Origin of the sequence: Corynebacterium alimapuense (assembly GCF_003716585.1) — a bacterium.
Taxonomy (GTDB): Bacteria; Actinomycetota; Actinomycetes; order Mycobacteriales; family Mycobacteriaceae; genus Corynebacterium; species Corynebacterium alimapuense.
The window spans coordinates 367831-386403 of sequence record NZ_PTJO01000004.1 but is presented as its reverse complement, the minus strand read 5'-3'; the positions used below and the strand labels follow the sequence as shown (position 1 = coordinate 386403).

General features: G+C 58.8%; 16 protein-coding genes and 1 tRNA gene. 6 read left to right on the top strand and 11 right to left on the bottom strand.

The annotated features are described in order from the left end of the window. Positions 1–56 precede the first annotated feature (56 nt). Positions 57–908, bottom strand: a complete 852-nt coding sequence (locus C5L39_RS07095; RefSeq protein WP_123048215.1) for a DMT family transporter — start codon at positions 906–908, stop codon at positions 57–59. Positions 909–1073: 165 nt separating this feature from the next. Between C5L39_RS07095 and C5L39_RS07090 the strand changes: the two genes are divergently transcribed. Beyond that, positions 1074–2339 carry an aspartate kinase gene (locus tag C5L39_RS07090; protein WP_123048172.1) on the top strand — a complete coding sequence of 422 codons (1266 nt, stop codon included), beginning with the start codon at positions 1074–1076 and terminating at the stop codon, positions 2337–2339. Positions 2340–2530: 191 nt separating this feature from the next. After that, positions 2531–3562 (top strand): aspartate-semialdehyde dehydrogenase, encoded by a 1032-nt coding sequence (locus C5L39_RS07085; RefSeq protein ID WP_123048171.1) that lies wholly within the window; start codon positions 2531–2533, stop codon positions 3560–3562. A 101-nt stretch (positions 3563–3663) separates the two neighbouring features. On the opposite strand, the gene C5L39_RS07080 is transcribed toward C5L39_RS07085, so the two are convergent. Beyond that, the gene (locus tag C5L39_RS07080; RefSeq protein WP_123048170.1) at positions 3664–4242 is read right to left on the bottom strand and encodes an RNA polymerase sigma factor; all 579 of its coding nucleotides are present in this window, start codon (positions 4240–4242) and stop codon (positions 3664–3666) included. A gap of 144 nt (positions 4243–4386) precedes the next feature. Between C5L39_RS07080 and C5L39_RS07075 the strand changes: the two genes are divergently transcribed. After that, a complete protein-coding gene (locus C5L39_RS07075; protein ID WP_123048169.1) occupies positions 4387–5934 on the top strand; it encodes a catalase in 1548 nt (515 codons plus the stop codon). Between the two features lie 236 nt (positions 5935–6170). Further along, positions 6171–6809 (top strand): Ltp family lipoprotein, encoded by a 639-nt coding sequence (locus tag C5L39_RS07070; RefSeq protein WP_123048168.1) that lies wholly within the window; start codon positions 6171–6173, stop codon positions 6807–6809. On the opposite strand, the gene C5L39_RS07065 is transcribed toward C5L39_RS07070, so the two are convergent. The 6 genes from C5L39_RS07065 to C5L39_RS07040 are packed head-to-tail and all read right to left on the bottom strand — an operon-like array spanning position 6806 to position 12759. Beyond that, a complete protein-coding gene (locus C5L39_RS07065) occupies positions 6806–7150 on the bottom strand; it encodes a Na+/H+ antiporter subunit G (protein ID WP_123048167.1) in 345 nt (114 codons plus the stop codon). The genes C5L39_RS07070 and C5L39_RS07065 overlap by 4 nt on opposite strands. 5 nt (positions 7151–7155) lie before the next feature. Continuing rightward, a complete protein-coding gene (locus C5L39_RS07060; RefSeq protein ID WP_123048166.1) occupies positions 7156–7428 on the bottom strand; it encodes a cation:proton antiporter in 273 nt (90 codons plus the stop codon). Continuing rightward, positions 7425–7844, bottom strand: coding sequence for a monovalent cation/H+ antiporter subunit E (locus tag C5L39_RS07055; RefSeq protein ID WP_123048165.1), 420 nt, complete (start codon positions 7842–7844; stop codon positions 7425–7427). The genes C5L39_RS07060 and C5L39_RS07055 overlap by 4 nt, the downstream gene beginning before the upstream one ends. Next, positions 7845–9377 (bottom strand): monovalent cation/H+ antiporter subunit D family protein, encoded by a 1533-nt coding sequence (locus C5L39_RS07050; RefSeq protein WP_123048164.1) that lies wholly within the window; start codon positions 9375–9377, stop codon positions 7845–7847. Beyond that, a complete protein-coding gene (locus tag C5L39_RS07045) occupies positions 9377–9754 on the bottom strand; it encodes a cation:proton antiporter subunit C (RefSeq protein WP_123048163.1) in 378 nt (125 codons plus the stop codon). The genes C5L39_RS07050 and C5L39_RS07045 overlap by 1 nt, the downstream gene beginning before the upstream one ends. Then, complete coding sequence (locus C5L39_RS07040; protein ID WP_123048162.1) at positions 9751–12759, bottom strand: DUF4040 family protein; 3009 nt, start codon at positions 12757–12759, stop codon at positions 9751–9753. The genes C5L39_RS07045 and C5L39_RS07040 overlap by 4 nt, the downstream gene beginning before the upstream one ends. Positions 12760–12888: 129 nt before the next feature. Here C5L39_RS07040 and C5L39_RS07035 point away from each other — a divergent pair, with 129 nt between their 5' ends. Continuing rightward, on the top strand, positions 12889–14367 hold the full coding sequence (locus C5L39_RS07035) for a YhgE/Pip domain-containing protein (protein WP_123048161.1): 1479 nt from the start codon (positions 12889–12891) through the stop codon (positions 14365–14367). A 94-nt stretch (positions 14368–14461) separates the two neighbouring features. Here the strand turns inward: C5L39_RS07035 and C5L39_RS07030 are convergent. Next, a tRNA-Pro gene (locus tag C5L39_RS07030) sits at positions 14462–14538 on the bottom strand. Positions 14539–14599: 61 nt separating this feature from the next. Beyond that, complete coding sequence (locus tag C5L39_RS07025) at positions 14600–15526, bottom strand: metallophosphoesterase (protein WP_123048160.1); 927 nt, start codon at positions 15524–15526, stop codon at positions 14600–14602. Between the two features lie 35 nt (positions 15527–15561). Here C5L39_RS07025 and C5L39_RS07020 point away from each other — a divergent pair, with 35 nt between their 5' ends. Beyond that, on the top strand, positions 15562–16038 hold the full coding sequence (locus tag C5L39_RS07020; protein WP_123048214.1) for a GatB/YqeY domain-containing protein: 477 nt from the start codon (positions 15562–15564) through the stop codon (positions 16036–16038). Here C5L39_RS07020 and C5L39_RS07015 read toward each other — a convergent pair whose 3' ends face one another. Further along, positions 16039–18456: a transglycosylase domain-containing protein gene (locus C5L39_RS07015; RefSeq protein ID WP_123048159.1), complete on the bottom strand. Its 2418-nt coding sequence runs from the start codon at positions 18454–18456 to the stop codon at positions 16039–16041. Between the last annotated feature and the right edge of the window lie 117 nt (positions 18457–18573).

The following is an 18573-nucleotide window of genomic DNA, read 5'->3' as shown; positions in this document are numbered from 1 at the left end:
CCCGTTTTTGCGTGTTGATATCGGCAGGCAGCGCACAGGTCAGTTGTAGACCGTAGTTAGACGCCCTTGCGGGAGAGCACCACCGTGGAGATGATCATCGTGATCAACGCCAAGGCCATGAACGCCCAGCCAATGATGGTGTCCACTTGGAACTTCTCGCCCAGCACGAGATAGCCCAAGGTGAAGGCGACAATGGGTTCAGCGATGGTCATCGCGGGCAAAGAGTTTTTCAACGCGCCAGCATTAAAAGAGTATTGCTGGACGATGGTGCCCAAAGTTGCGCCCAAGATCAGTGCGTAGCTCTCCCATGCGGTGAAGATGGCCAAGAACCCACTGTGGACGAAAATGTCTACGAAGGCTTTTGATAGCACCGCCACGTATCCAAATAGTGCTCCGGTGACCAATCCCAACAGCAGGGCTTTATTTCTATTGCTCTGGTGTTGGGCGATCCTTTCTACCGTAATGAGCACGACAGCGCCGATGAGAATCGCCGGCAGCCACTTTTCTACGGGGGGCTGTGGGGAACCCTGCAAAGGTCGACCTAATAAGACCAGAGTGGCCACAGCAATGGTGAGCAATCCTGCCCAGAAGATCTCGGAGTTGTACATCCGACGGCCGTCGTAACGCGCGGCCAACGGGAGAGTAAACATCAATGACAAGACCAGAATGGGTTGAACCACCAGCAAGGTGCCAAAGCCCAGGGCGATGATCTGCAACCCGTAGCCCAGCAGCGCGGTTCCAGTGCCAGCCCACCAGCGCGGACGAGAGATGGCGTTCCACAACGGCGAGCCCTTGAACGAGCCATCAGCGGGTGCTTCTTCCGCAATACGGTGACGTACCACTGTGCCCCACGCGATGGTCAAGGCGGAGGCGAGCGCGAAAACTATCGCAAGCAGATTGCTAGGCACTTGGTCAACGATAGTGAAAACCCATTCAGGTGTCGGGATAAGGGTGATCGGGCAGTACCCAGGCAAGTTAATGCGAGGGCAGTCGTTGGGCCAGGTAAGGTGAACAACGAAATATTGGGAAGCTTTAACAATTGACACGTACCCGAGACGAAAGGCGACCATCCGGTGGCTCTAATCGTTCAGAAATATGGTGGCTCCTCCCTGGAGAGCGCGGAGCGAATTCGCGCAGTAGCGGAGCGAATTGTCGCCACTAAAAAGGCGGGCAACGAGGTAGTCGTGGTGTGCTCCGCAATGGGTGATAGCACTGACGAACTGCTGGATTTGGCCAACCAAGTCAACCCGGTTCCTCCAGCCCGCGAGATGGACATGCTGCTTACTGCCGGTGAGCGGATTTCCAATGCACTGGTCGCTATGGCGATCGAGTCCTTTGGTGCCCACGCGCAGTCTTTCACTGGCTCCCAGGCCGGTGTGTTGACCACTGAGCGCCACGGCAATGCGCGCATTATTGATGTCACCCCAGGCCGAGTGCGTGAAGCGCTCGACGAGGGGCGGATTTGTATCGTTGCTGGTTTCCAGGGCGTTAATAAAGAGACCAAAGATATCACCACCCTTGGTCGCGGCGGATCCGATACCACCGCGGTAGCGTTGGCAGCCGCACTGAACGCAGATGTGTGTGAGATTTACTCGGACGTCGACGGAGTTTATACCGCCGATCCGCGGATTGTCTCTAACGCTAAGAAGTTAGAAAAGCTCTCCTTTGAGGAGATGCTCGAGTTGGCGGCCGTCGGCTCGAAGATTCTGGTTCTGCGCAGCGTCGAGTACGCCCGCGCCTTTAATGTTCCCCTGCGAGTTCGCTCGTCTTATAGCAATGACCCCGGCACTCTCATTTCCGGTTCGATGGAGGATATTCCCATGGAAGAAGCAGTTCTCACCGGCGTAGCCACCGATAGCTCCGAGGCTAAGGTCACCATCCTTGGCATTCCCGATCGTCCGGGCGAGGCCGCAACGGTCTTTCGTGCGGTCGCCGATGCGGAGATCAACATCGACATGGTGTTGCAGAACGTCTCCACCTTGGAAGACGGCACCACCGACATCACCTTCACCTGCCCGCGTTCGGATGGCCCCCGGGCGATGGAGCTGCTCAAGAAGATTCAGATCGAGCTCGGCTGGTCCAATGTGCTCTATGACGATCAGGTAGGCAAGGTCTCCCTGATTGGCGCTGGCATGAAGTCCCACCCGGGTGTTACCGCTGATTTCACTGAGGCACTGCGCGATGTGGGAGTCAACATTGAGCTGATCTCTACCTCCGAGATCCGGATTTCGGTACTCATGCGCGAAGCAGACCTTGAGGTTGCTGCACGTGCTCTCCACGAGCGCTTTGAGCTTGGCGGCGAAGACGAAGTGACCGTTTACGCCGGTACCGGCCGCTAGATCGGCTTGAGTCCGAGTTTTCGGGGCAATCTGACCGCGTCACACTGAGACATTCTTTGGTGTGGCGCGGTTTGTGTTCCTAGCCCGTTGCTCTGTCTAAATTAGGGCGTAGAGGTGGCTTAATTGGCTGCCTAGGCGCGTAGACTTAACCCCCAGACCGCACCAGAATTTCCCAGAAAGGGTTTTCGTCCATGACGACCGTTGCAGTAGTGGGTGCCACCGGCCAGGTAGGCCAGGTAATGCGCTCCATCCTTGAGGAGCGTCAGTTCCCGGCCGATAAGGTTCGCTTTTTCGCCTCTCCTCGGTCCGCAGGCAAGCTTCTGACTTTTGCCGGCCAAGAGATTGAGGTGGAAGATCTGAGCCAGGTCACCGAGGAATCAGTCAGTGATGTTGATATCGCACTGTTTTCCGCCGGTGGTTCCACCTCTACTCAGTGGTCGCCGGTATTCGCCGCAGCTGGGGCGACCGTCGTGGATAACTCCTCGGCTTTTCGCCGTGACGTAGACGTGCCGTTGGTGGTCTCCGAGGTCAATCCGCAGGAGGCAGTGAACCCGCCCAAGGGCATTATTGCTAACCCCAACTGCACCACCATGGCCGCAATGCCGGTGCTGAAGGTGCTCCACGACGCAGCTGGTCTGCTCAAGCTCAACGTCTCCTCCTACCAGGCCGTGTCCGGTTCCGGCCTGGCCGGGGTAGAGGCTTTGGCCAAGCAGGTCGCTGAAATTGGGGACCAAAACGTTGGATTGGCTCATGACGGCTCCCTGCTGGCACCCGAGGACTTCGGCCCTTATGTTGCACCGATCGCTTTCAATGCGCTGCCAATGGCCGGCAACCTTGTCGACGATGGTTCGTTCGAGACCGATGAAGAACAAAAGCTGCGCAATGAGTCTCGTCGGATTCTCGGAATCCCGGAGCTGCGGGTATCCGGTACCTGCGTCCGAATCCCGGTGTTTACCGGCCACACCTTGACCATCCACGCCGAGTTTGAGCGCCCGATCACCGTCGAGCAGGCTAACTCCCTGTTGGCTGCTGCCCCCGGCGTCGACCTGGTCGCAGTGCCTACTCCGCTGGCTGCTGCTGGCAAGGATGATTCCCTAGTGGGACGTGTCCGCCAGGATCAGACCGTGGACGATAATCGTGGTTTGGTGCTGGTAGTTTCCGGCGATAACCTGCGCAAGGGTGCCGCTTTGAACACTATTCAGATTGCTGAGCTGCTGGTTTAATCTGCTTTAGTCTGCGGGCTTGTTTTAAGCCTAGAACGCCAGAAACATCCCCCGTGTTAGCCGTTGAGCGGCTGGCACGGGGGATATTTGTTTATGGGGAGCTAGCCGTCGTTGGTGTCTCGTTCTGCCCGGTTGGTCGATTCAAGGAGGTCTTTTCTTGCTCGAGCGACCCGAGAGCGGATGGTGCCAATGCGTACATCTGCGATCTTGGCGGCTTCCTCATAGGTATAGCCGAGCACTTGGGTCAGGATGAGCGCCTCGCGGCGTTCTGCCGGCAGCGAATCGATCAACATCCGGGCGTCGATCCATTCTGACCAGGATGAGGAGTTCATCTCCTCAGAAGAGATGTTGGCAGCGGCATCTTCATATTCGGTGGAAGATTTCCGGGGTCTGGCCATGTCATGCCGGATATTGTCCACCCACACGCGCCTAGCCAGTGATAGTAGCCAGGTGCGCGCGGAGGACCGGGCGGCAAAGCGTGGGAGTGCGCTCATGACCCGGAGATAGGTCTCCTGGGTGAGGTCATCCGCCATGTCTCGACCGCCGAGATGCGCCAGCAAGCGCCAAACATCGTCTTGGGTGGCGCGAATGAACTCTGTGAGCGCAGGCCGGTCGCCCCGACCAGCGCGAAGCGCCAGCTCAGTGACGAAGGCGTCATCGCGGGGGGAGTACGTGCTCACGGTAGTTGAGGTTACCAGGGCAAACGTCGTGCCTAGTGATTCATAACTAGGTTGGTCCTTGCACACCCTCACAGTTTCACTTAGGCTATTAATTAACCGGCGTTGATAAGTTCAGCGCATTGATTGGCTAGAGGAGTAGAAATTATGTCGAATGACAATTCTGCAGCAGACCGAATCGTTGACCGGGGTGTCCGCCCCGCCGTCACCGGCCAGAGCACCCGCCATAACGGCGCACCGGTGCCCTCGGAGAACATCTCCGTCACCGTCGGGCAGCAGGGCCCCAATGTCCTCAATGACATCCACCTGATCGAAAAACTTGCCCACTTCAACCGAGAGAACGTTCCCGAGCGCATCCCGCATGCCAAAGGCCACGGCGCCTTCGGTGAACTGCACATCACCGAAGACGTGTCCGGCTACACCAAGGCAGGACTCTTCCAGCCGGGAACCGTCACCCCGATGGGTGGACGCTTTTCCACCGTCGCTGGCGAAAAGGGCTCCCCAGATACCTGGCGCGATGTTCACGGCTTCGCTCTGCGCTTTTTCACCGAAGAAGGCAACTACGACATCGTGGGCAACAACACCCCGACGTTCTTCATCCGCGATGGCATCAAGTTCGCTGACTTCATCCACTCCCAAAAGCGCCTCCATGGCAGTGCATTGCGCGATGCTGACATGCAATGGGACTTTTGGACCCGCACCCCCGAGAGCGCCCACCAGGTGACCTACCTCATGGGTGACCGCGGCACCCCGAAGACCACCCGCCACCAAAACGGCTACGGTTCCCACACCTACCAGTGGATCAACGAAGCTGGCGAAGCCTTCTGGGTCAAGTATCACTTCATCTCCCGCCAGGGAGTAGAAAACTTCACTGACGCTGAGGCCGCAGAGGTCGCAGGTCAGAACGCCGACTACCACCGCCAAGATCTCTTTGACGCCATCGAACGCGGCGACTACCCAATCTGGGACGTCAAGGTTCAGATCATGCCGGTTGCCGAAGCCGAGCACTACCGCTGGAACCCCTTCGACCTGACCAAGGTCTGGTCCAAGAAGGACTACCCGCGCATCGATGTTGGCCACTTCGTGCTCAACCGCAACCCGCGCAACCATTTCGCCCAGATCGAGCAAATCGCTCTGGATCCCTCGAACTTGGTTCCCGGCATCGGCTTCTCCCCGGACCGGATGCTGCAGGCTCGCATCTTTGCGTACTCCGATCAGCAGCGCTACCGGATCGGAGCAAACTACCGCGACCTACCGGTCAACCAGCCCATCAACCCGGTTAATACCTATAGCAACCAGGGTTCGATGGCCTACTTCTTCGATGACAAAGATCAGCCCACCTACTCCCCGAACCGTTATGACAAGGGGCAGGGATTCTTGGACAACGGCGAGGATTCTTCCTCGGGCCAGAGCTATGGCGCAGCCGGTGATCTCTACGTCAACCCGGACTCCCACGGCACTGACCTGACTCGCGCTGCCTATGTTCAGCACCCCGAGGATGGCGATTTCGTCCAGGCTGGCATCCTCTACCGCGAGGTCTACGATGACGGCGAGAAGGCTCGCCTCGTCAGCAACATCGCCGGTGCTATGGCGGGAGTATCCCCGACGGTTGAAGAGCGTTGTTACTGGTACTGGAGCCAGGTCGATGAGGAGCTTGGTGCCGCAGTGAAGGCGGAGTTCACCAAAAATAGCTAGTCCCTCGTATGCCAGGATGAGGCGCAAATTGTCCTCTGATCCTGATTCTGCCCCGCCACAACATTCCCGTGTGGCGGGGCAGAATGCTTGTCTGAGACTGCTTTTAGCAACTCCAAAAGCTAACCAAATGGCACCTGTGCGGCGGCGCAAGCAGAGACTCAACTAGTCGGCCACGGAAGGTTAAGGCATCATGGGCGCTTAGAAGAAGGATCCACATCTATCGGGAGCAGCCAGCTATGTCAGTACCCTCGCAGAATATTGTCTTGGGTGGCATTGTCGCCCTATCTTTCGTTGCACTATCTCTCACGGCCTGTTCTTCCGTGGATCAAGAAGATGCCGCAAAGGCACTGCCTGAGGACTCGAATACATCCATAGTGATGCACGAACAGCTGCCGCAAACCTCTAGCCAGGACACCACGTCTGTTGCCGCTGCCGCTGCCGCTGCCGGGGCCGGAGCCCAAGAGGCCTTAGCCATTGCAGTCGACTACGATGAGCGTTCCCCACTGTCTAAAGCTGGTCTCTACGGCCAGCTGATTTACCAGGGTTTTACCTCAAATCAGGCGCAATACGCGGTGGATACTATGAGCGCGGATTGGCAAGGCAATGCGCTTCGGTCGGCTTTGGACCATGACACGTATGCGCCCTTATCGGAGTCCGGACTCTATGATCAGCTGATTTATGAAGAGTTCACCCCAGAGCAGACCCAATATGCGGTGGATACTATCGATGCAGATTGGGATGCGAATGCACTCAGCATTGCCCTTGAGTATCAATCGGGCGGGCAGGTGTCGGAATCCGGGATCTATGATCAGCTCATTTACGAAGGCTTTACCCCAGAGCAGGCCAGCTACGCCATTGCCAACCTAGCTGGCTAGCCCCACGTGCTCTCGGTGCCAGCATCGTGGTATTTCCGGTCCACGACGGTGACCCCATAGATCGAGCGGCCCAAGTAATAGGAACCCACGGCGCCGACAATCCAGACTCCGGCAATAGCAATAACCGCTCGGATGAAGTCATTGAGATCAAAGCCGGTGGTGGAGATATCGATGATCAGCTTGGAGACCAGTAGCAGGGGAAAGGCCACACCCACGACCGGGCCGATGAGGTTGGCCCGGGTTAGTGCATCTGGTGCGCGCCACATGGCAACTGCGGTGGTGACCACCATGATGGTGGCAACTATCACGAGGACAGAGACGATGATTTCGGCGATAGTCATAATGATCAGCGACGTCCCTTCGAGATGATGCGAGCCATCGATAGCGTCGGCAAGACGCCGCCAGCGATCGCGGCGAGCAGGGCTACCTCATAAGAGATCGAGGATGCCCGGCCGATGGTCCAGGTGAGGTAGATACAGATCATGGCGTAGAAGATCAGGTCGCTGAGCACCGCGCGGGTTAAAAAGTCGGAGGTGACCAAGATCTGAATGAGGCCTGAGGCCAAAGCCACAGTCATGACAGCAATGCTGCCGGCGATGAGCCATTCGAAGGGGGTCATTGGTTCTGCTCCTTTCGGCCGACTGGGTACTCGTAGAAGCGAGGATCCAGCGTGGTGGTGTCGCCCTGACCGGGCACACCGTGATCGATGTTCCGGATCCCGGGGGACATCCGCTGCTCCATATCGGCCAGGGAAGCAACTACCTCCGCGGGGTCGGAGCCGAAGGCGGCTTGCACCAGCAGGATGCGGGGATCGCCAGCTTCGGCAGGCTCCCGAAGGCCCAATGACAGGGTGGAAGGAGTGGCGGTGATTGAGCTGGTGAACCAGAAGATCTGCCACTCAGTGGTGACCCGCAGCGGGTAGCGAACTACCACCGGGTCATATCCGGCAGTGGGCCGGAAACCAGCCCAGGCCACCTGGAAACCGGCGACGAAGATCTCCTTGATCCACCAGAGGATATAGACGGGGACGTGCATTTAGCTTCCTCCCTGCAAGTTGGTCATGTCGGGGACGCCAATGGGGTCATCGCCCAAGACGGCATCGGCATAGCCGGTGACATCGAGCAGCCCGTCGGTAGAGACCATCACGGCTTCAACCAGCGGTCCGGCGAAGATGAACATGGCCAGGGAACCGACCATCAGCAGTGCGGCCGGAGCCAACAGTGTGAAAGGAACGCGGAGGTTCTCGGGGTATTTGCGCATCGGTTTGCCCCAGAAGACCTTGCGCCAGACTCGCAGCATAGAAAATAGTGCGCCGATCGAAGCCAGGATCATCACTGAGATAACTAGCCAGGCCTGCCAGTCTCCGGTTCGGGCAATTTCCATGATGATTAGGACCTTGCCCCACATGCCGGAAAATGGTGGGAAGCCAACGATAGAGAAGGCACCCGCCGCGAAGACGACCGCCACTAGCGTGTCTCGCCTAGCCAACCCGGAGAGCTGGGAGAGCAAGCCAGTGGCATAGGTTTCCTCGATGGAACCAGAGGTGAGAATCAACGCTCCCACGGTGATCATGTGGTGCAAGGTGTAGAGCAACCCGGCTGCCAGAGCTCGCTGGGGGTCTTCGGAGGTAAAGGCCATCATCACCAGGATGAAGGGCATACCGTTGATCATCTGATAGCCGAGCACTCGCCGGATGGAATTTTCGGCTAGTCCGGCGAAGCTACCGATGATCATGGTGATCACCATGACGGTGATAATGAGCCAATTCCAGCGATCTTCCAGATCGAAGATATTGACGTAAATGCGGTAGAGCATATACACCGCGACCTTGGTGTGCAGGCCAGAGAATAGGCCCATCACCGCAGCTGAAGTGCCTGGATAGGTACGCGGTAGCCAGGTGTGGACGGGGAACACGCCCGCCTTGGCACTGATAGCGATAACCACCAGGGTCATGGCTACCACTGCCGGTCCGTTTCCGGAAGCCACGCCCTGCAGGGCAGCGATATTGACCGAGCCGGTGACGGCGTAAACGAAACCGACACCTGCCAGCAGCAGCGTTGAGGCCGCCAGGTTAACCAGGACGAAGACTCGTCCACCAGCCAGCCGCGACCAGGTGCCGGACATGACAATCAGCCCATAGGAGGGCAGCAGCATGACCTCGATGAATACGAAGAAGTTGAAGAGGTCGGCGGTAAGCAGTGCGCCGTTGACGCCGGTAATCAAGATCAGTGTCAACGAGGCGTAGTAGCGCGAGACCGTCTCACCGGAGACGGTGGCAAACCAGTTCGCGGTCGCGGCAACGATCATCGTGGTGATGATCATGATCGCGGAGAACGTATCAGCGACGAAGGGGATAGCTACGCCGCCGACGTAGAGGCCGACGCTTTGGGCGATAACGCCATTTTCAGCCGTATAAGCAAATAGCCAAATACCAGCGATGATGCCCAACACGGGTATGGAGATATGGAGAAAATCACGAGCGGGACGCCACGGCAGCAGTACCGCAACAGCGGCGGCCAACAGCGGAATAGCAACGAAGAGGGGAAGGACCCAGTCAACGGTCTGCATCAGCCACGGACTCCTTTCTCGGCGGCCCGGCCCAAGGTAGCGATCGGGTCGGTGATGTTATCGTCCACCGGTTCGACGACATCAGTGTCATCGTCATGGCCCAGGGCCGAGAGGGTGAGCAAGATAGTGGTTGTGGCCATAGCGATCACGATCGCCGTGAGCACGAAAGCCTGGGGGAGCGGGTCGGCGGCATCAGCTAATGAGGTGCGGTCGGGGAAGGGCTCCCCGCGCCAAGCACCCACTCCGCCGGTCAGCAGCATGAGGTTGGCAGCATGTCCCAGCAGGGTCATACCGAAAACGATGCGGACCATGCCGCGTTGTTGGATCAGATATACGGCGCCGGTCACCAGGACGCCGATGGTCAAGGCCATGATCATTGGTTGCTCTCCTTTCCATCGGTGGTCTCTGACTCATAAGCCGGCCCCGGTCTCGCTCCTGTGCCGGGTTGTTCCGACGCGCGGTGGTATTGCCCCAGCACTGAGACTGGGGAAGACGCGGGGTTGATCGGGGCGGGGTAAGCCTCGGTGTGGTTGTGATCTGCCTCGACCTGTGGGGTTGCAGGCAGTGGGCCATCGCCGTCGCGTGCCCAGATCAACTCGTCGGCCTCTGCACCTGGGCGCAGGTAACCGCCGAGGGCGTTGATGGCCATAGACAACATGCCCAAGACGGCCAAGTAGATGCCCAAGTCGAAGATCAGCGAGGTAGTCATGTGCTCGCCGAGGATGTAGCCGTGAATGGCATAGAGGAAAGAGCCCTTGAACAGGCCCACAAAGCCGGCAGCCAGGGCGGTGATAATACCGATACCGGTCAACCAGATCGGGGTGGATTCGCGGAAGACAATCGAGTCTTGGCCGCGAGAGAGATAAGCCAAGCCCAACGCTGCACCCATGATCAGGGCCGCGACGAAGCCGCCGCCAGGGTCTTGGTGGCCGCGCATAAACACCAGCACGCTCAGCACCGCCAGGATCGGGATAACCAAGATGATGACCTTGCGCATCGGGATGGAGTTGAGCTGCGATTGCCCGAAGGGTGCTGGGCGGGTGCCCTCCTTGAACGGCTGTCGCGGCATCGACTGGACCACTGCGGCGATAACGACTGCGGCCATGCCCAAAACGGAGAGCTCGCCGAGAGTATCTAGTGCACGGAACTCCACCAAGATCGTGGCCACAACATTCTGGCCACTGGTAATTTCTGGGGCTTCTTGGAGATACCACAGTGCCAGCTCAGAGCGTTCTCTTCGTCCGGTGAGGGTATAAACACCAAGGAAAGCGACCACACCAGCAGCCAAAGCGATGATCAAGGAACCAAGCTTACGAGCCTGGGATTTAACCTCTGGGAACTGTTCCGGCTGGTAGCGCAGCACCATCATGATGACGATGACGGTCAGTGCTTCCACCGTCAGCTGGGTCAAAGCGACATCCGGTGCGCCCAACAACATCATCTGCAAGCTGATACCGGTGCCAGCGGTACCCACCAGCACGGCTGCTGAAAGGCGGTTGCGGGTGATCATCAAACCGATGACCGAGAAGACAATAATCACCAGCGGAATGAGATCCCACAGGTTGTCTAGGCCCTCTGCGCGAGGTTGCAATGCAACTCCGTCGAGGCCACCCTTGCGGATTGAATCGATCACAGCGGCAGCACCCAGGGTGATCACCAATATGACCAAAGGCTTGAGATGGCGCGCCGGGTTGTGGTTATTAGCCATCGCGCCCAGTCCGCGTCCGAACTGCTTGGAAGCTTCCAAGATGGCGTGCAGCGCCTGGTTACCAGTGAAGGGGAAGAACTCTCGTCCTTCCAAAACTGGCCAGATGCGCTTGCGAGCGACCACGCCGATCACGCCCACGATTAGTACGGCCACGGAGATCAGCAGCGGAACATTAATTCCGTGCCACAGTGCCAAGTGCACATCGGCCTCGAGGCCGATGGAGGAGACGATGGCATTGACGGGGGCGTCGAAAAGCCCGATGACCAAGGCCAGCGGCAGGGACATCAGGCCTGGCAACGCGGCCGGTAGCCAGAGCGAGACCGGAGCTTCATGGACATCCGACATATCCCGCGGGCCGTCGATAAAGGCACCAAAGACGATCTTGGCGGAGTAGGTGAAGGTCAACACCGCACCTATTGCGGCGGCTACCAGCAAGATCACGACGCCGGCATTGCCTACTGGGGCGTCCTCAAAGGCGGTGAGCATGCCTTCCTTGGAGACGAAACCCAGCAGCGGGGGAACCGCAGCCATCGACGCAGCGCCAATGACCACGGAGCCGAAGGTCCACGGCATCTTGTCCCAGAGCTTGCCCAACCGCCGGATATCGCGCGAGCCAGCCTCGTGGTCAATCACGCCGATGAGCATGAACAATGAGGACTTAAACAGCGCGTGCGCGGCGGTGTGCACCACGGCGGCAGCCAGCGCGAAGGGAGTGCCCACGCCAATGGTGGCCACGATCCAACCCAGGTGCGAAACGGTGGAATAGGCCGTGAGCTTCTTCAAATCCGTCTTTTGTACCGCGAAGCCAGAAGCCATGACCGCGGTGGTCATACCGACGACAATGAGCAGCCAGTTCCACACCGCCACGTCGTGGAAGATGGTGGAAAAGCGCAGTAGCAGGTAGATACCAGCTTTGACCACGGCGGCAGCATGCAGGAACGCTGAGACCGGGGTGGCCGCAGCCATGGCCTCCGGCAGCCAGAAGTGGAAGGGAAGCTGTGCAGCCTTAGTAAAGGCCGCAAGCGCAATCAAGACGGCTACCCAGCCAGTCATCGTGGGATTATCTGCCCAGACGTTGCTATTGAGAATGCCCTGCACATTGGTCGTGCCCGCCGAGGTAGCGGCGATGGATACGGCCACCAGCAGCGCCAGCCCACCGACGAAGGTCAGAATCAAGGTGCGCAGAGAACCTGCCTCGCCGCCGGAACCGGAACGCGCGATGAGCATGAACGAAGCTAGGGAGACCAGTTCCCAGGCCAAAAATAGCAAGATAACGTCATCGGCCAGCACCAACAGCAAAATCGAGAGCGTAAACGCCGTCATTAGGACGTAGAAGCTGGTGTTGCCTTGTTTTTTGGGCAGATAAGCGGCGGAATAAATAAAGACCACTGCGCCAATGACGAGCGCCAACATGGCGAAGAACACACCGAGTGCGTCCCCGCGGAGGGCAAAACTCACGTCCATACCGGGAGCTACGACATCTGGAACCCACACTCGGGTGAACTCCAGCACCTCGCCATCGAGGATCGCCGGCAGCTGTATTCCCAGCACCGTTGCTCCGGCGAGGAAGAGGGCCGCGAGGGGCCATCCCGCCTTTCTGTCCAGTACACGCACCGCGGGAGGGGCTAAAATAACCGCCATTGCCGCGAGCGCTATGACAACCATCAAGGTCACGGGGGAATCACGCTCGATTTTCTGATCGGGGGTATGCCGAACTCGCAGAATTTACCTGTATTACTTTAGCAGGACCGATATTCGGTGCGCCTAAGTTGGTAAGACCTTAAGGCCACTAGATTTTAGGCTATGAGCCTGCCAGACTCCCGCGCCCGCCAGTGGATACTTGCCTTGTTATTGACGATCCCATTGATCATCGGGGCGGTGGTAGCGGCCGTCGGTGGACTTGATCCGCTGCGTTCTTGGACCTCGGCCGCCGAGCCAGCTGGTGCCCCAGCCGCTGCTGGCCCCACAGGTATTGATCCCACCGAGCTTGTCGACGCCCGCCGTGCTGCCGGCGAAGCCGCCTCCCAAGCAGGGTTCCTGACCACCGGCACCGGAGAACTGCTCGACGGGACAGGTCAGTTGCAAGAAGGCGCGACCACCTTGCCTGACCAATTTAGTGAGGCAGTCTCCGGCGCCCAATTGCTCTCTAATGGCATGGTCGAACTCCAAGCCGGCGTAGGCCAACTCGGCACCGGAGCAGTAGAGGTTGCCGATGGCGTGGGGACGGCGGTTGACCAAGTGGTGGGATTTGGTGCCATGCGCGGACAGCTGATCGAGGCCATTGATTACTCCATCTCGGAGCTAGAGGCCGCCGAGGATGTCAGCGGCGAAACGGTAGACCCACGGCTGGTCGAGGCCAGGGAAGCCTTGGTTGATCTGCGGGGACAAGCTGAACTGATTGATATCGATGGCGAGCTAACCGCGCAGTTGACCGATCTGAAAGATGGTTCCCGAGAACTGGCCAACCAGCTTTCGGTGCCTGGCTATAGCTTCCATGACGGTGTCTACACCGCGACCAAAGCCGCTCAAGACCTTTCCTATGGCCTGAGCCAATCCCAGCCCGGAATCGACGACGCAGTGGAAGGGGCTTCCTCACTGGATGAAGGAGCTGCCCGGATCGACGCCATGGCCACCCAAACCCAAGACAGGATTGACGCCATCCAACGCGCGCTGCCGGTGGTCCAGGTGGCAGATACCGACGGCCAATCCGAGGAAGAATCCCTCGGTAGTGTTCTCTCGCCGATCTATGCCATGCTCATCGCCGCCATCGTCATGCTTGGTGGTGCTGCCACCGGGATGGCGTTGTACCAACGTCGAGCCCACGGCTGGTGGCTGCTCACAGGCGCGGTAGTGGGATTGAGCACGCTGGGAGTGATGCTGCTGGCGATCGTCTCCACCGGGTTCAGCCTCCAGCTCGCGGCTGGCTCTGCGCTGGTGCTAGCACTGTCGGTGCTGGCCGCAGCTGCACTGACCCGAGCAACCTTGCGGCTCTTTGGCCCGGTGGCTGGCTCCATAGTGGTGGCAGTGGGCAGTCTGATCCAGGTGGGCGTAGTCGGCTGGGTGTGGAAGAGCGCAGCCTCCACCAATGTGTCAGTGCTGTGGCAGATCCTGGCAAACCTCTCGCCGTTGAACTGGGCGACCTCCGCACTAACGGTGCTGGGCAACCAAGGCACGGCCCAAGCACTCTGGCTGGCGCTGGCAGTGCTGGGGTCCCTCTCAGTGATTGGCATCGTGGCCGCGGTGCTGGGAAATAAGAAGGCCGAAGAGGTTGTGGCTGCTTGATCGTTCTAGCCTCCCAGCCAGGCTGGGGGCTGAGCAGACGATGAATTACGAACAACCCCCGCTGTCAAAGAATCTGACAGCGGGGGTTGTTGATTGGTCGGGATAACAGGATTTGAACCTGCGACCTCCTCGTCCCGAACGAGGCACGCTACCAAGCTGCGCCATATCCCGGCGTACTGTTTCGTACTTGGGATACCTTAGCCGAACATGCCCGTAACTGGCAAAACGCCAGTTAGTCGGGGCGTTCACTAATTCGCAGGAGAGTGGCCGAGGGGCGGCAGAAGAGCCGAAAGGGCACGAATTTCGAGGTGCCCAGGCCATTGGACACATGCATGAGCATGCCCCCGAAGGTGTGCAAGCCTTGGACACGCGCACGATCAATTCCGCAGTTGGTCACGATGGCCGTGGACCCAGGCAAGCACAGCTGGCCGCCGTGAGTGTGCCCAGATAATGACAACTGGTAGCCGTCTTCGGCGAACTGGGCCAGTACGCGCGGCTCCGGCGCATGCAGCAGTGCCAGCGACAGGTCTGCATCGACATTGGGAGCGCCCGCGATCTGCTGATAATCATCGAGATCGTGATGGGGATCATCGACCCCGGCAGCGGCGATGCGCACGGGCCCGACCTGGAATTCCAGCCTCCGGTGGGTCGCGTCCTGCCAGCCGCGTTCGATAAACGCCGCCCGCATATCCCGCCACGGAAGATCGACATAGGAAGGGGTGTTTCGGCGCTTGAACAAGTAAGAGAAGGGATTAGCTAACCGTGGGGCCCAGTAGTCATTGGTGCCGAAGATAAACATTCCGGGCCGATTCAATAGCGGGCCTAGGGCACGCAGAACATCGGGTACCGCGTGAGCGTCGGAAAGGTTATCGCCGGTGTTGACCACCAGGTCCGGGTTGAGCGCATCGAGGGCAGAAACCCACGCGATCTTGGTGTCTTGGCCGGGGATCATATGCAGGTCAGAGATATGGAGAATGGTGAACTCGTCCCGACCGCGCAGCGTGCCCGGAGCTAAGAGTGGGAGAGAGACTTGTTTGAGCTCAAATTTCCGCAACTCGGCATGCCCCCAGGCGGCAATGCCTGCCCCAGCAATGCCCGCCGCGCCGATTGCGGAGGCGATGTTCAACAAGCGTTTGGTCACCTTGGGCGTTAGCTTCATCCATGTCATCTTACCTGGCGGGTACCGTGGTCGATATGAGTGAGCTGAAAGCCAAGATCAGAGCAGACCTGAAGACTTCTATGAAGGCTAAGGACAAACAACGTACCGGCACCATTCGCATGTTGCTGGCCGCAATCCAGACGGAAGAGACCGCTGGAACTAAGCACGAAGTGACCGACCAAGACGTCCTGACGGTCATCGCCAGGGAGATTAAAAAGCGCCGAGAGTCCGCAGAGATCTACGCTGCCAACGATCGTCAGGAACTCGCTGATGCGGAGCTGGCCGAGGTAGCAGTGTTGGAGGACTACCAGCCCACACAGCTCGATGACGTGGCACTGGCCGCCGTCGTCGATGGTGCGGTAGCCGGAGTAGCCGCAGAACAAGGTATTGAGCCCGCAGAGGTCTCAATGAAGCAGATGGGCCAGGTCATGAAAGCTGCCACCGCAGCAGCCGCCGGCCAGGCAGACGGAAAGCGGCTGTCGACCGCCGTCCGGGCACGCCTTGCTAGCTAATTAGTTGTTGCCCCGGAAGGCGTCGAGTAGCTGTTCACGAAGGTTATCGACGTCTTCTTGGGTTACCCCGGGAAGTGGATCTGCCGGTTCAGGCTCTGAGGTGGGGGCCTCAGTGCTCGTCGGGGTTGACGTGGTGGTGGTAGCGGTGGGAGTGGGGACCACACCGTCGGAGATCTCGAGAATCACCGTTCCGCCATCCCGAAGAATGCCATCTTCGGCCACGGCGCGAACTACGTAGCCGCGCGGCATGAAACTACCAGTGACAGTCCTGGTGGTTACGGAGTATCCGAATCGCTCGAGGGAGCTACGAGCGTTGCTCTCGCTGAGTCCTACTACTGCTTCCAACTGTGCCTGTGACGTTCCCTCATCGAACTTGGAGTCATAATCCGGCAGTGTGCCGTTGAGTGCTGCAGGCAGCTGGTTGGCGGTCTGGAACCAAGAGGCAGCTGGCTCATTTCCACCGAAGAGGTTGCCGCTGGAGCACTGGCGCACCGGCGAAGAACACAACGGAGAAACGGTGGTTCCATCGTTGTAAATATAAGGCGCTGAGGCGAAGCCACTGTTGAACCCTAAGAAGGCTGCAGACTGGTGAGATTCGGTGGTGCCAGTCTTAGCGGCAGCTTCACCACTCCAGCCAGCATTCTGTGCAGCCCGGCTACCCGTGCCGGTCTTGAGGTCCTCGGACATGCCGGACGTGAGTGCGTCGGCCACATCTGGATCGAGGGCGTCCTCACATGCCGGGCGATCGAGGAATACCTCTTGGCCATCTCGGTCGGTGACTTTAGCGATCGGGTTGGGCTCACACCATCGTCCGGATGAGGCCAGCGTCGCGCCGACGTTGGCCAATTCCAGCGGGTTTACCGCGTTCGGGCCCAAGGTAAAGGAGCCAAGATTGGCTGCCTTGGTGTACTCCGCGATTGATTGTTCCCCGTCGTAGCTACCTTCCTCGGCGTAGCTGCGCAGTCCTAGATTGACAGCAATGTCGACGACCTCGGAGACCCCGACTGCACCGATGAGCTGAACGAAGGGGGTGTTTGGGGAGAGCGCCAAAGCATCCTGCAATGTCATTTGATCAGGGTAGGTGCCTGAGTTTTCCACGCAATAGGTGTTGGCAGGGCAATTGGCAGCGCCACCATTGCCTAGACCTTGAGCCTCATAGCGTGTGGGCACATCCAACTCGGTATCCAGACCCATGCCTTGGTCGAGTGCAGCTGCGGCGGTGAAGATCTTGAACACCGAACCCGCGCCATTGCCCACCATGGAGCTGGGCTGCGGGAGCACCGTCTCCCCGGCGTCAAGATCGAGACCGTAGTTGCGGGAGGACGTCATTGCGAGAATATCTCGGGAATCTTGACCTGGCTCGATGACATTCATGACTTCAGCAACGCCAGTAGCCATCGGGTCTACCGCAGTGGTGACGGCGGAATGCGCGGCTTCTTGAGCCTGCGGATCCAGCGTGGTGGTGATGGTATAAGCATCCTCGCGCAACATCTCGTAGCTGATTCCCTTGGAATCCAGGTAGTTCAGCGCGTAATCACAGAAGAATCCCTTGTCATCGGCAGCGATGCAGCCATTGGGCAACGTGGCAGGCGATTCGAGGACTCCCAGCGGCTCGGCGGCATAAGCATCAGCTGTGGCCTGGTCCAGATGGCCGTTGGAAACCATTGACTGCAAGACGGTATTGCGGCGGGCGGTAGCACCTTCTGGATTGGTATACGGGTTCAGCGCTTCGGAGGACTGGACCATGCCCGCCAGCATTGCCGACTGCGGAACGCTCAACTCTGCGGCAGAGATACCGAAATAGGTTTGGGCAGCAGCCTCGATTCCATAGGCATGATTGCCGAAGGAGACCAGGTTGAGATAGCGGGTGAGGATCTCGTCTTTGCTGAGCTCTCGGTCTAGATCTGCGGCCATGCGCATCTCCCGGAGTTTGCGGGGGATCGACTGCTCGACGGCTGCCGCCTGCTCATCTTCGCTAGCTGCATCGATTAGCAGCAGGTAGTTTTTCACATACTGCTGATTGAGGGTTGAAGCTCCCTGCTCGACGCCGCCGGCAGCGAGGTTGGTCACCAAAGCACGGGCGGTGCCCTGGATATCGACGCCGTCGTGCTCATAGAAGCGTTGATCCTCGACGGAGACGATCGCCTGTTTCATCGACACCGCGATGTCCTCGCCGCTGACTTCATAGCGGCGTTGATTAAACAACCAGGCCATCGGTTCTCCGGTGGCATCTGTGATGGTGGTGACCCCGGGGGTGTCACCAGTGGTCAGATCCGAGAGATTGGACTGCATGGTTTCATTCGTCCGGGCAAGAGCGACCCCAGAGATTCCAGCCACGGGAACGAGGGCCAATGCGCCTACTACACCAGCGGCGGTGGTGGCGGCGAGTATTTTTGCCAGGCTTTTTGAAACAGACACGGGTATTACCCTACGCATGCCAGGGGTGTGGTGGGAACTATTTATTGCCCCTGGAAGTGTGACGCACTCGACTTGTTGCCGTTTCCCTGCATAAACTTACACCGACACAACGCCTTT